General features: G+C 73.0%; 12 protein-coding genes and 2 riboswitches. Of the genes, 9 read left to right on the top strand and 3 right to left on the bottom strand.

The window, feature by feature from the left end; all coding sequences use genetic code 11:
• Positions 1 to 115 precede the first annotated feature (115 nt).
• Positions 116 to 736 carry an aa3-type cytochrome oxidase subunit III gene (gene ctaE / locus ACZ7C5_RS24725; RefSeq protein ID WP_049651835.1) on the bottom strand — a complete coding sequence of 207 codons (621 nt, stop codon included), beginning with the start codon at positions 734 to 736 and terminating at the stop codon, positions 116 to 118.
• A gap of 397 nt (positions 737 to 1133) precedes the next feature.
• Between ctaE and ACZ7C5_RS24720 the strand changes: the two genes are divergently transcribed.
• The 3 genes from ACZ7C5_RS24720 (at position 1134) to ACZ7C5_RS24710 (ending at position 4407) form a co-directional block, all read left to right on the top strand.
• The gene (locus tag ACZ7C5_RS24720; protein WP_188297370.1) at positions 1134 to 1559 is read left to right on the top strand and encodes a response regulator; all 426 of its coding nucleotides are present in this window, start codon (positions 1134 to 1136) and stop codon (positions 1557 to 1559) included.
• Positions 1560 to 1671: 112 nt separating this feature from the next.
• On the top strand, positions 1672 to 2748 hold the full coding sequence (trpD, locus tag ACZ7C5_RS24715; RefSeq protein WP_401078851.1) for an anthranilate phosphoribosyltransferase: 1077 nt from the start codon (positions 1672 to 1674) through the stop codon (positions 2746 to 2748).
• Positions 2749 to 2856: 108 nt separating this feature from the next.
• Positions 2857 to 2975: riboswitch (SAM riboswitch) on the top strand.
• Between the two features lie 52 nt (positions 2976 to 3027).
• Positions 3028 to 4407, top strand: coding sequence for an aminotransferase class V-fold PLP-dependent enzyme (locus ACZ7C5_RS24710; RefSeq protein ID WP_470323478.1), 1380 nt, complete (start codon positions 3028 to 3030; stop codon positions 4405 to 4407).
• A gap of 27 nt (positions 4408 to 4434) precedes the next feature.
• On the opposite strand, the gene ACZ7C5_RS24705 is transcribed toward ACZ7C5_RS24710, so the two are convergent.
• Together ACZ7C5_RS24705 and ACZ7C5_RS24700 are read right to left on the bottom strand one after the other, a co-directional pair.
• On the bottom strand, positions 4435 to 4716 hold the full coding sequence (locus ACZ7C5_RS24705; RefSeq protein ID WP_188297367.1) for an Lrp/AsnC family transcriptional regulator: 282 nt from the start codon (positions 4714 to 4716) through the stop codon (positions 4435 to 4437).
• A 41-nt stretch (positions 4717 to 4757) separates the two neighbouring features.
• A complete protein-coding gene (locus tag ACZ7C5_RS24700; RefSeq protein ID WP_401078858.1) occupies positions 4758 to 5540 on the bottom strand; it encodes a rhomboid family intramembrane serine protease in 783 nt (260 codons plus the stop codon).
• Positions 5541 to 5741: 201 nt separating this feature from the next.
• Between ACZ7C5_RS24700 and ACZ7C5_RS24695 the strand changes: the two genes are divergently transcribed.
• The 6 genes from ACZ7C5_RS24695 (at position 5742) to ACZ7C5_RS24670 (ending at position 12913) form a co-directional block, all read left to right on the top strand.
• Entirely contained in the window at positions 5742 to 6005 is a 264-nt protein-coding gene (locus tag ACZ7C5_RS24695; protein ID WP_470323477.1) for a hypothetical protein, read from the top strand.
• 214 nt (positions 6006 to 6219) lie between these two features.
• Positions 6220 to 7569 carry an NYN domain-containing protein gene (locus ACZ7C5_RS24690; protein ID WP_401079775.1) on the top strand — a complete coding sequence of 450 codons (1350 nt, stop codon included), beginning with the start codon at positions 6220 to 6222 and terminating at the stop codon, positions 7567 to 7569.
• A gap of 200 nt (positions 7570 to 7769) precedes the next feature.
• Positions 7770 to 8807, top strand: coding sequence for a C40 family peptidase (locus ACZ7C5_RS24685; protein ID WP_401078864.1), 1038 nt, complete (start codon positions 7770 to 7772; stop codon positions 8805 to 8807).
• A gap of 338 nt (positions 8808 to 9145) precedes the next feature.
• Positions 9146 to 9299, top strand: a riboswitch (cyclic di-AMP (ydaO/yuaA leader).
• Positions 9300 to 9309: 10 nt separating this feature from the next.
• On the top strand, positions 9310 to 10443 hold the full coding sequence (locus tag ACZ7C5_RS24680) for a C40 family peptidase (protein ID WP_401078867.1): 1134 nt from the start codon (positions 9310 to 9312) through the stop codon (positions 10441 to 10443).
• A gap of 227 nt (positions 10444 to 10670) precedes the next feature.
• Positions 10671 to 11717, top strand: coding sequence for a C40 family peptidase (locus ACZ7C5_RS24675; RefSeq protein ID WP_401078870.1), 1047 nt, complete (start codon positions 10671 to 10673; stop codon positions 11715 to 11717).
• 173 nt (positions 11718 to 11890) lie between these two features.
• Entirely contained in the window at positions 11891 to 12913 is a 1023-nt protein-coding gene (locus tag ACZ7C5_RS24670; RefSeq protein ID WP_470323476.1) for a hypothetical protein, read from the top strand.
• The last annotated feature ends 17 nt before the right edge of the window (positions 12914 to 12930 follow it).

Here is a 12930-nt window from a genome sequence, read left to right as displayed (position 1 = left end):
GCCTGTCTAGGGCTGCGCGCGCGGTCGGTCGGTGGGAGCGTCGGCACCGGCAGAAGCGGCCCGTCGCCGGTGAGGGCGGGGGCCGCAGCCGGTGGCCAGCGACCTGATCAGCTGGTTACTTGATCAGGTAGATGGTCGCGAACAGGCCGATCCACACGACGTCGACGAAGTGCCAGTAGTACGACACGACGATCGCGGCGGTGGCCTGCTCGTGCGTGAAGCGCTTGGCTGCGTACGTCCGTCCCAGGACCAGCAGGAAGGCGATCAGACCACCCGTCACGTGCAGCCCGTGGAAGCCGGTGGTCAGGTAGAACACCGTGCCGTACGGGTCGGAGGACAGCGAGAGGCCGTCCTTCTTGACCAGCTCGGTGTACTCGAAGACCTGACCGCCGATGAAGACCGCGCCCATGGCGAACGTGAGGATGAACCACGCACGGAGCTTCTTCACGTCACCACGCTCGGCCGCGAACACGCCGAGCTGACAGGTGAGCGAGGAGAGCACCAGGATCGTGGTGTTGACCGAGGAGAAGGGCACGTTGAGGGCGTGGGCCTTCTCGGTCCAGAACTCCGGCCCCTTGACGGAGCGGAGCGTGAAGTACATCGCGAAGAGGGCCGCGAAGAACATCAACTCGGAACTGAGCCAGACGATCGTTCCGACGCTGACCATGTTCGGCCGGTTGACCGATCCGTGCGCGTGCCCGGTTTCTACTGCTGTTGCTGTCGCCACGACGGACATTATGTCGGTCCCTTATTCCGTCTTCACGCCGGGGGGTGTCCCTCGGAGTGTCCGGTGCGTGCGGTATGCCCGCTTGGAGGCCGGTGGGGGGCCCGGACGGGGACTGAGCAGCGGCGTGTCCCTTTTCTGATGGTTCCTCGGAGGAGCCCGAGACCCCCTTGCCCGGCGCGCCGTTGCACGGTCGGAGTAGCCGCAGGAGGTAGGGGGGAGGGGCTCCGGGTCGGCCGTACGGGTGGACTGGCCGGGGTCGGGTGACGGGCCGTCCTCCGGGCGGGTGAGCCGGGGGCGCGGCGGGTTGGCGAGGAACGTGCGCGAGGGGGACTCGGCGGAGGGTGATCGGGAGTAGCATCCGGATCAGGCGAACGTGGTCCGGATCACACTTGAGGGAGCAGGGTCCATGGCGTACACGACCGATGAGACGCTCACCGTCCTCGTCTACAGCGACGACCGCAACACCCGTGAGCAGGTGCTGACGGCGCTCGGCCGCCGGCCCGCCGAGGATCTTCCGGAACTGTCCTACCTGGAGTGCGCGACCACCCCCGCGGTGCTCAAGGCACTGGAGAAGGGGGGCGTCGACCTCTGCGTGCTGGACGGCGAGGCGGTGCCGGCCGGCGGGCTGGGCCTCGGGCGGCAGCTGAAGGACGAGATCTACGGCTGCCCGCCGGTGCTGGTGCTGATCGGCCGGCCGCAGGACTCCTGGCTCGCCGCCTGGAGCCGGGCCGACGCCGCCATCTCCCACCCGGTGGACCCGGTGGCGCTGGCCGGGGCGGCCGCCACCCTGCTGCGGGCGCGGCTGGCGAAGCGGACTCCGGCCGTCCGCTGACCGACGTCCGGTGGGCGAGAAGAGCGGCCGTCGCGGCGGCTCCGCTCGATAGGCTGGCTCCATCCGTACGGACGTCCCCCCGCGCGGGGAACCGACAACAGTGGAGTCAGCCATGGTGAACGTGAACCCTGCGAACGGCGGTAGCGACCCCGTGCAGGTGGTCCGCACCTGGCCGGACCTCCTGGCGGCGCTGTTGCAGGGGGAGGACCTCGACCGTTCGTCCACCGCGTGGGCGATGGACCGGATCATGAGCGGCGAGGCGTCCCCCGTCCAGGTGGCCGGGTTCATGATCGCGCTGCGGGCCAAGGGCGAGTCGGTCGACGAGATCGCCGGCCTGGTCGACGCGATGTACGAGCACGCCGAGCCGCTGGAGATCCCCGGTCCCGCGGTGGACATCGTCGGCACCGGTGGCGACCGGGCGAAGACCGTCAACATCTCCACCATGTCGGCGATCGTCGCGGCGGCCGCCGGCGCCAAGGTGGTCAAGCACGGCAACCGGTCGGCCTCGTCCACCAGCGGCTCCTCGGACGTGCTGGAGAAGCTCGGGGTGGCGCTGGACCTGTCCGCCCGGCGGGTGGCCGAGGTGGCCGAGGAGGTCGGGCTCACCTTCTGTTTCGCGGCGAAGTTCCACCCCTCGATGCGGCACGCCGCCACCGCCCGGCGCGACCTCGGGGTGCCGACCGCCTTCAACATCCTCGGTCCGCTGACCAATCCGGCCAAGGTCAAGGCCCACGCCATCGGCTGCTTCGACACCCGGCTGGCCGGGCTGATCGCCGGGGTGCTGGCCGGGCGGGGCGCGACGGCACTGGTCTTCCGCGGCGACGACGGGCTGGACGAGCTGACCATCACCACCACCTCGCAGGTGTGGGTGGTGCGCGACGGGGTGGTCACCGAGACCTCCTTCGACCCGCGGGACGTCGGCATCGAGCTGGTCGGCATCGAGGCGCTGCGCGGGGCGGACGCCTCGTACAACGCCGAGGTCGCGCGGCGGGTGCTGGCGGGGGAGCACGGGCCGGTGCGGGACGCCGTCCTGCTGAACACGGCGGCGGCGCTGGTCGCGGTCGACCTGGGCGACGCGCCGCTCCCCGAGCAGCTGGCGGCGGGCATGGCGCGGGCGGCGAAGGCGATCGACTCCGGTGCCGCGCAGGACCTGCTGCGGCGCTGGTCGGAGGCCACCAGCCGGATCTGAGACGGCAGTTGGGGAGCCCGGGCCGGCGCACCGGCCCGGGCTCCGGTGCTGTCCGGATGCTGGATGTCCGTTTGACCGACCGCTGGACGCGGCCTAGAGTCTTCGCCAGGTCATGAGTGACAGCGCGAAGCCCCAGCTTGCTGTCCGGCAACCCTCCGTCCGTGGCGGGGTGCCCTGGGTGAGGACCGGGTCGTCACGGCAAACCGTCCGTGCGGCAAGCGCGGACACCCGACGACTAGCACTCCCGGGGGTCCCATACCCCCCAAGGAGTGCGTTCTCATGTCCCTGGCCACCGAAATCTGCGCCCCGCTCGCCGTCCTCGGCTCCGACGTCCAGGTCCCGCTCGCCAGTGGTGAGAAGGTCGGCTACGCGGCGCTCGACTACGCGGCCAGCTCGCCGGCCCTCCAGCGGGTGTGGGACGACGTCGCCGCCTACGCGCCGTACTACGGCAGCGTGCACCGCGGGGCCGGGTACCTCTCGCAGCTGTCCACCGACCTGTTCGAGCAGAGCCGCCGCACCGTCGGCGAGTTCCTCGACCTGCGCGAGGGCGACCAGGTGGTCTTCACCCGGGCCACCACCGACTCGCTCAACCTGCTGGCCGCCGCCGTTCCGGCCGGCACCCGGGTGTTCGCCTTCGAGACCGAGCACCACGCCTCGCTGCTGCCCTGGGCGCACGCCGGACTGGGCGTCACCTACCTGCGCGCGCCGCGTTCGCGGGCCGAGGCGGTGGCCGCGCTGGACGCCGCGCTCGCCGAGGCGCCCGAGGGCCCCAAGCTGCTCTGCGTCACCGGCGCCTCCAACGTGACCGGCGAGCTGTGGCCGGTCGCCGAGCTGACCGCGACCGCCCACCGGCACGGCGCCCGGGTGGTGCTGGACGCCGCCCAGCTGGCACCGCACCACCGGGTCTCGGTGCGCGAGCTGGACGTCGACTGGATCGCCTTCTCCGGCCACAAGATCTACGCGCCGTTCGGCGCCGGCGTGCTGGCCGGCCGGGCGGACTGGCTGGACGCGGCCGAGCCGTACCTGGCCGGCGGCGGGGCGACCAGGACGGTGGCCAGGGAGACCGACGGCTCGGTGGCCGTGCAGTGGCACACCGGTCCGGCCCGGCACGAGGCCGGCTCGCCGAACGTCATCGGCGCCTACGCGATCGCCTCGGCCTGCCGGGCGCTGACCGAGGCCGGCTTCGACGCGCTGGAGGCCCGCGAGGAGCGGCTGGTCGCCCGGCTCACGGCGGGGCTGGCGGAGATCCCGCAGGTCAAGGTGCTCAACCTGTTCGGCGAGGGCTCGGCCCGGGTGGGCGTGCTGTCCTTCGTCGTCCAGGGCTGGAACAGCTCGCACTTCTCGGCCGCGCTGTCCGCCGAGTACGGCATCGGGGTGCGCGACGGCCTGTTCTGCGCCCACCCGCTGGTGCGCACCCTGCTCGGGGACGAGGACGTGGCCCCGTCGGAGTGCGGTGCGCCGGAGCCCTCGCTGCCGGGCGAGCGCAGCCTGAACGCGATCCGGGTGAGCTTCGGCGCCGGGACGCCGGACGAGCACGTCGACCGCTTCCTGACGGCCGTCCGGGAGCTGGTCACGGACGGCGCGAGCTGGAACTACCGCAACGAGGGCGGGCGTTGCGTCGCGACCGTGCAGATCGACAGGGCGCGTCGGGAGGGCTGAGCCCCGAAGGAGAGACCCCGCGCCCCGCTACTCGTCCAGGCCGAGGGCGAAGGCGGCTTCCAGGTCGTGCTGGGAGTAGGTGCGGAAGGCGATCTGGGTCTCGGTGTCGGCCACGCCCGGGACCTTGTTCAGCCGGCCGGGGATGACCTCGGCCAGGTCGTCGTGGTGGCGGACCCGCACCATCGCCACCAGGTTGTAGCCACCGGTCACCGAGTAGACCTCGCTGACGCCCTCGATGGCGGCGATGGACTCGGCGATCTCCGGGATGCGGTCGACACTGGTCTTGATCAGGACGATGGCGGTGATCACGGTTCGGGCTCCTTTGTGAGGTGCCGCCAGCGTATCGGGCGTCAGCCGGGCCGTCGCGGGGGGTGGCGGACCGCGGTACAGGCGTAGAGGAACCCAGCCGAGAAGCCGATCACGTGCACCAGGTAGGCGACCCCGGGGCCGGCCGAGTGCACCGACCACCACTGCAGGGCGAACCAGAGGCCGAGCACCAGCCAGGCGGGGAAGCGCAGCGGCAGGAAGAACAGCAGCGGGACGAGGGTGGTGACCCGGGCCCGAGGGTGGAAGCGCAGATAGGCCCCGAGGACGGCGGAGATCGCCCCGGACGCCCCGATGAGCACCCGGGTGGAACCCGGCGAGTGCGCCTCGGCGAGCGCGAAGCCGTACGTGCTCACGCTTCCGGCGGCGAGGTAGAAGAGGGCGTACCTGACCCGGCCCAGCCGCCGTTCGACGGTGGGGCCGAAGACGTGGAGGAAGAGCAGGTTGCCCAGCAGGTGCAGCCAGCCCGCGTGGAGGAAGAGCCCGGTGAGGACGGACAGGGACGGGTGCTTGCCCGGGGTCGGGGCGGCCGGGCAGCCGGGGACCGGGTCGGGGGCCTCGGCCAGCTGCTCGGCGGTCAGCGGCCGTCCGGCCAGCAGCTCGGCGGGGACGGCGCCCCAGCGCTGCTCGTACCGCTGCTCCGCGCAGACCCTGGCCTGGCCGGTGCCGTACAGCGGGTTGAGGCCGGCCGCCGGGGCGAACAGGAAGACCAGGGTGTTGAGCGCGATCAGGGCGTAGCTGACCACGGGGACGGGCACCGCCGGGCGGTCGCCCCGGGCAGCGGTGTGGTCGGGGGCCGCGAGCGCCATGCGGCCAAGCATCCCTCCGGGCGCCGCAGGTGACACCGTGGTTTACGGCAGGTGGACTAGCCCGGGTGTTCAGGCAACCGGTGGTCGCGACGGCAGCCCCAGGCAATAGGCTTGGGGCGGGCATTCCCGCCTCCCGCCGCCGATGCCGGGGCTCCGGGGGGAGCGCCTGGCCCACGCAGGGATCACCCGAGAGGACCCCCGATGACCGTCCCCGCTCTGACCGCCGAGACGCGCTGGCGCTGCACCCTGTGCGGCAACCTCACCCGCTTCGACGTCACCCGCACCGCGCGGGTGACCGAGTTCCTGCACTTCGACCTGGCCGGCGGGTCCAAGGTCGAGGAGACCGAGGTACTGAGCGAGACCATCGAGTCGGTGCGCTGCCGCTGGTGCAACGCGGTCGACCAGGTCGAGCTGGTGGCCAGGCCTGGCGCCGAGAGCACGGAGGCCGCCGCCGAGCAGGGCTGACCCCGTCGGTGCGGCGGGCGGGTGCGCGGCATGCCCGTCCGCCGCACGGGACAATACAGAACAAGACGCACGGAGCGTGACGACAGGGGCGGCCGCGGCCGTACCCCGCTGGACCAGGATCGGAGCCGAGGACGTGGTGGACGCAGCGAAGGAGCCCGGCGAAGAGCGGGGGCTTCAGCCCGCTGCGGCCGAGGCCCCGGCCGAGCCGGCCCGGGTGGAGGACGGTTCCTCCGAGCCCGCGGTGGAGCGCGCGGCCGAGAAGCTCGACCGGCCGCTGCCGGAGGGCGTGCGCCGGCGCGTGGTCGGGCTGGCCTCGGACGCGCTCGGCGGGCTGCCGCCGGCCGAGCTGCCGCAGAGCCTGCGCCAGTACGTCAAGTTCACCCCGGCGCGGCGGGCCAAGTACGCGGCCACCGCGCTGGCGGCGGCGCTGGAGTCGGAGCCGGCCTTCCGGGTGCGGATAGCGGAGCGGCTGAGACTGGGGCAGCCGGACCTGGTGAAGGCGCTGGAGTCGGGCACCGTTCCGAGCGCCGCCGACCCGATGGACGTCGCGGCCGCCGCCTACCTGGTGCGGTCGGCCGGCTGGAGCCGGCTGGTGGCCGAGGCCGGCGAGGAGGTCGAGCGGGCCGGCGCCGAGGACGCGGCCGCGGAGGCGACCCGGCTGGTGGAGAAGCTACAGGCGGAGCTGGCCGAGGTGCGGGCCTCCGCACGGGCTGACCTGGACCGGCAGCGGACCGAGTCGGACGGCGTCCGCAAGGAGGCCGAGTCGCTGCGCAAGAAGGTGCGGTCGCTGGAGAGCGACACCCGCAGGGCGCAGGCCGAGACCCGCAGGCTGGCCGGCGAGCTGGAGGCCGCGAAGGCGCAGGCCGCGACCGAGCGCGGCGCGGTGGAGACCGAGGCGCGCCGGCTCAGGCACCGGGTCTCCGAGCTGGAGAACGCGGCCGAGCAGGGCCGCCGGTCGGCCCGTGAGGGGCGCAGCGTCGAGGACATGCGGCTGCGGCTGCTGCTGGACACCGTGCTGCAGTCGGCCCAGGGGCTCCAGCGGGAGCTGGCGCTGCCGGTCTCCCAGATCCGTCCGGCGGACCTGGTGGAGGCGGTGGTGCCGGGGGCGGCCTCGCCGCACGACGTGGCGCGGCGCGGCCTCGCCGAGGACGATCCGGCGCTGCTGGACCAGCTGCTGGCGATCCCCCAGGTGCACCTGCTGGTGGACGGCTACAACGTGACCAAGACCGGCTATCCGGCGCTGCCGCTGGAGCAGCAGCGGATCCGGCTGCTGGGCGGGCTGGCGATGCTGGCCCAGCGCACGCAGGCGGAGGTCACCTGTGTGTTCGACGGGCAGGACCTGGACGTCCCGGTGATCATGGCGCCACCGCGCGGGGTCCGGGTGCGGTTCAGCCGGACCGGGGAGACCGCGGACGAGCTGATCCGCCGTCTGGTGCGGGCCGAGCCGCAGGGCCGTCCGGTGGTGGTGGTCTCCACCGACCGGGAGGTCGCGGAGGGCGTGCGGAAGGCCGGCGCGCGCCCCGTGGCCTCGGTGTTGCTGCTGAACAGACTGGCCCGGCCCTGAGTCCGGACCGGATGGAATGATGCCTGGTCAGGGGTGGTTCCGAGCGGGTGTGCGGGTCTTGTGACGTCAGCATGGGAACCGGATTTCACGCCTACGGGGGAGTAGCAGAACGGGTAGATGTTCACTAGGGTCTGGCGTCAAACCTATTTTCCGGAATCTCATCCCATCAGGTGAGTCCGATGGAAGAAGGAGCCGGACCCTTGGCATCCCACCGCCGTCCCAAGCAGCCGAGCCGCGCACGGATCTCCGTGCTCACCGCCGCCGCTGCGACCGCGGTCGCCCTCTCCGCCCAGGTGGCCGCGCACGCCGCGCCGCAGCCGAACAAGTCGGACGTCAAGGCGCAGATCGACCAGCTCCAGGAGGAGCAGGAGCAGGCGGCGGAGAAGTACAACGGCGCCAAGGAGCGGGCCGACCAGCTGCGCAAGCAGTCCGGCCAGCTCCAGGACCAGGTGGCCCGCGGCCAGGAGCAGATGACGCAGCTGCAGGGCGGCCTCGCCGAGGTGGCGGGCGAGCAGTACCGCACCGGCGGCATCGACCCGTCCGTCCAGCTGATGCTCTCCTCCGACCCGTCCGGCTACCTGGACAAGGCCTCCACCATCCAGCAGGCCGGCACCAGCCAGGCCGAGGCGCTCAAGGGGCTGCTGGACCAGCAGCGCCGGCTGGACCAGCAGAAGACCGAGGCGGCCACCGTGCTCGCCTCGCTGGAGAGCACCACCAAGGACCTGAACCAGGCCAAGACGGACGTCAACACCAAGCTGAAGGCCGCCCAGGACCTGCTGAACTCGCTCAGCGCCGCCGACCGAGCCGCGCTGCGGGCCCAGCAGACGCAGGAGGACCGCGCCTCGCGCGGCAGCGACCGGGTCGACCTCGGCAGCCTGCCGCCGGCCGGCGGCCTCGCGGCGGTGGCGGTGTCCAAGGCGATGGGCAAGCAGGGCTCGCCGTACGTGTGGGGCGCCACCGGATCGACCACCTTCGACTGCTCGGGCCTGATGGTCTGGGCGTACGGCCAGGCCGGCGTCTCGCTGCCGCGCACCTCGCAGGAGCAGGGCCACTACGGGACCAAGGTGCCCTCGCTGGACCAGGCCCAGCCGGGCGACCTGGTGGTCTACGGCAACGACATGCACCACGTCGGGATGTACATCGGCAACGGCATGGTGGTCCACGCGCCGCACACCGGCGACGTGGTGAAGGTGATGAAGGCCGACGCGATGTCGATCAACACCATCCGCCGGGTCTGACGGCCCGACACGCCGGAGGGGCCCCTTCCCCGGACCTGTGATCAGCGCCACCCCCTTGTGGGGGTGGCGTTCGGGTTTTCGGCGTTTCGTGACCGCATGGTGAGAACTGATCAGCCTTACGTGTGGCAGTGGTCACCATCGGTCATTTTCACAAAAGAACTTTGGCAATCTTCTGTCTTTTTTCTGACAAGGATTTGAACCGATCACGGTTCAGTTACTAGGGTCGTGCCCTGAACCACCGCACTCTCGATCGCCCAGCCAGGGTGGCGGCGGTGGTTTCCGTCGAGTTCGCAAGGCAGCGGGGCAGGTCGAAGCGACTGCCCGACAGGGGAGCCCAGTTCGTGGGGGCGCTGCGGAGCGGAGCCGGGGAACCACGTTCCTCCGGGGTGAATCGGCGCCAGGTCGGCCGGTGGAACGGCCGTGAGGCGTCGTAGGGCATGCTTCCGGCCCGAACCCGTCAGCTCACCCGGTAGGCGGCCGTAGGAAGAAGGAGTCCGCCTTCGTGGCGTCCCATCGTCGTCCCAAGCCCGCCGGCCGCGCCCGCGTCTCGATCCTGACCGGAGTCGCCGCCGCAGCCGTCGCCCTCTCCGCGCAGTCCGGCGCCCACGCCGACCCGCAGCCGACCAAGGAACAGGTCAAGGAGCAGGTCGACCAGCTCAACGAGCAGGCCGAGGTCGCGACCGAGAACTACAACGCCGCCCAGGCCAAGCAGCAGGAGCTGGAGAAGCAGGTCTCCGGCCTCCAGGACCAGGTGGCCCGTCAGCAGTCCCAGGTGACCGAGCTCCAGGGCGGCCTGGCCGAGATCGCCGGCGAGCAGTACCGCAACGGCGGCATCTCGCCGACCGTCCAGCTGATGTTCTCCTCCAGTCCGGAGGGCTTCCTCACCCAGGCCGGTGCGCTGAACCAGGCCGGTGCGACCCAGAAGGGTCAGCTGAAGGAGCTCCAGGAGCAGCAGCGCAAGCTCGACCAGGACCGCAACGAGGCCCAGGGCAAGCTCGCCGAGCTGGAGTCCACCACCCAGCAGCTGAAGACCGCCAAGCAGGACGTCCAGGGCAAGCTGAAGGCCGCCCAGGACCTGCTGAACACCCTGACCGAGCAGGAGCGCCAGGCGCTGCGCCAGGCCGAGGAGAAGGCCGCGGCCGAGGCCAAGGTCAAGGCCGACGCCGCCAAGGCCGAAGCGGCCAAGGCGCAGCAGCAGGCCGACCGCGCCTCGCGCGACAACAGCCGCAGCGACATCTCGACCGGTTCGGCCGCCGCCGCGCCGGTGAAGGTCGCGGCCGGCAGCTCCCGCGGTGCCGCCGCCCTCTCGTACGCCGCCTCCAAGGTCGGCAGCCCGTACGTCTGGGGCGCCACCGGCCCGGGTTCCTTCGACTGCTCCGGTCTGATGGTCTGGGCGTACAACCAGGCCGGCGTGTCGCTGCCGCGCACCTCGCAGGCGCAGGCCTCGGCCGGCACCCGGATCGGCACGGACATCTCCCAGGCCCAGCCCGGCGACCTGCTGATCTTCTACACCGACGCCCACCACGTCGGCATCTACGCCGGCAACGGCCAGGTGCTGCACGCGCCCAGGACGGGCACGAACGTGCGCTACGAGGCGGTCACCAACATGCCGCTGACCGGCATCGTGCGGGTCTGATCCCCGCTCGGACGCTTCCGGGCCCGGCCTTCCTCGGGGAAGGCCGGGCCTGCGGCTTTTCCGGAAGGTCGAGCTGATGTCCGATTAGTGGGCGAATATTCGGGTTGGGAGGGGTTTGGACTCGGTTGCCCGGACTCGCTAACGTCTGCCACCGGACTCCCGCTCGACGGCCGCCCACCATGGCGCGGCGGCGGGGACCGCGCCGCAGGATTGGAGCCGCTGCCGCCATGCCCGTGCACCGTCGTTCCCAACTGCTCGCCCGGGCGCTGGTGCTGACCGCGGCCGCCGCCACCGCGCTGGGCGTGGCCACCGGAGGCAGCGCCCAGGCCGCCCCCGGCAGCCCGGACCCGGCCGACCGACAGGACGTCAAGGCGCAGGTGGAGCAGCTGTACGACGAGGCCGAGCAGGCGTCCGAGAAGTTCAACGCGGCGCAGGAGGCCCAGCGGCGCCTCCAGGGCGAGACCACCATCCTCCAGGGCGAGATCGCCGGCGCCCAGGACCAGCTCAACCAGCTGCGCGGCGACCTGGCGACGGTGGCCGGGGCGGAGTACCGCGGCGGCGGCATGACCCAGACGGCCCAGCTGATCCTCTCGACCGACCCGGAGGGCTACCTGGCCCGCGCCCGCGCCATGGGCCAGGCCGCCGCCCGCCAGCAGGAGAGCCTGCACGAGCTGATCACCCGGCAGCGCCGGCTCGACCAGCGCCGCACCGAGGCGGCCGACAAGCTCGCCGAGCTGGACCAGGCCCGCCGGTCGCTCGCCGACGGCAAGCAGCAGATCCAGCAGCGGCTGGCCAAGGCGCAGAAGCTGCTGAACGGCCTGGGCGGCGCCGAGCGGGCCCGGCTGGCCGCCCAGGACGCCAGGGACGCCGAGCGCCGCGCCACCCGGGGCACCGACCGGCTGGACCTCGGCACCGCCCCGCCCGCCTCCGAGCGCGGTGCGGCCGCGCTGGCCGCCGCGGTGCGGATGATCGGCTCCCCGTACGTCTACGGGGCCGCCGGCCCGCACGCGTTCGACTGCTCGGGTCTGATGTACTACAGCTGGCGGCAGGCCGGAGTGACCCTGCCGCGCACCTCGCAGGCCCAGGCGTACGCCGGGCAGCGGATCAGCCTGTCCGAAGCGCGACCGGGAGACCTGGTGATCTTCTACCGGGACATGCACCACGTCGGCATGTACGCCGGCGGCGGCGTGATCGTGCACGCCCCCCGCCCGGGCGCCAGGGTCCGCTACGAGAGCGTCGGCGCCATGCCGGTCTCCGGGGTGGTCCGGCTCTGAGCACCCCGCCGACCGACCCCGCCGACATACCCGGCTCCGGCCCCCGACGCACGCTGTCCAGGCGCGGCGCGCTGCTGCTCGCGGCCGGCGGGCTGACCCAGCTGTCGCTGCCGCCGGCCGCCCCCGCGGCGCCCGCGGCGCGGACGGCGGACCGCCGCGGGCAGGTGGCCGCCGTGCTCGCGGAGCGGGTGCGCTCGGCGCCGCCCTGGTCCGGGCTGCCGGTGGCCGGGGCGGAGTACCGCAACCTGGTGCTCGCCGGGGCCGGCGGGCCGGAGCGGCTCACCGCCGCCGCCGACCTGGCGGTGCGGATCGCCGGGTACGACGAGTACCCGGTGGTGTACCCGCGCCGGATCGAGCTGGTACGGGCCGGGGCCGACTGGCGGGTCGAGCGCGAGGAGGCCGCGAGCGGGCCGCCCGCGCCGTGGGACTTCGGGCCGCTCCGGTCGGCGCCGGGCGCGCACTGCCTGGTGCTCGGGCCGGCCGCCGGCCCCGACCCGGCCGAACTGGTCGCGGTGGGGGACCGGGCGGTGCCCGCCGTCACCGAGGTCTGGGGCGGCGACTGGCCCGGGCGGCTGCTGCTGGAACGGCCCGCCACCGGAGAGCAGTTCGCCCGGCTGCTGGAGGGCGACCCGGCCGGCTGGACGGGCATGGCGGCGGTCACCGTGGCCGCCGCCGGCGCGCCCTGGCACACCCCGGCGGACCGGGTGCTGGTCAACCCGGAGGCGTACCGGCGGCTCAGCGACTTCGGCCGCCAGGTGGTGGTCACCCACGAGGCCACCCACGTCGCGACCAGGGCCGACACCCGGGCCTGGACCCCGCTGTGGCTGTCCGAGGGCGTCGCCGACTGGACCGCCTACCGCGACTCGGGCCGCAGCCCGCGGCAGATCGCCCCCGAGCTGGCCAGGGACGTCGCCGACGGGAAGCTGCCCACCGCGCTGCCCGCCGACCAGGACTTCACCGCCGGCGCGACCGGCATCTCCCAGGCCTACGAACAGGCCTGGCTGGCCTGCGAGCTGATCGCCCGCGAGCACGGGCCGGGCCGGCTGGTCGCCCTCTACCGGGCGGTCGGCGCGGCGGACGGGCAGGGCGAGGACCGGGAGCGCCGCACCGACCGGCTGCTGCGCCGCGAACTGGGTGTCGGCCTGGACGACTTCACCCGGCTCTGGCTGGAGCAGGTGGCGGCGCTGAAGGGCTGAACAGCGGCCCCGCTGTG

It is taken from the genome of Kitasatospora sp. NPDC036993 (assembly GCF_055607525.1).
This window is presented reverse-complemented; position numbering and strand designations above follow the sequence as displayed.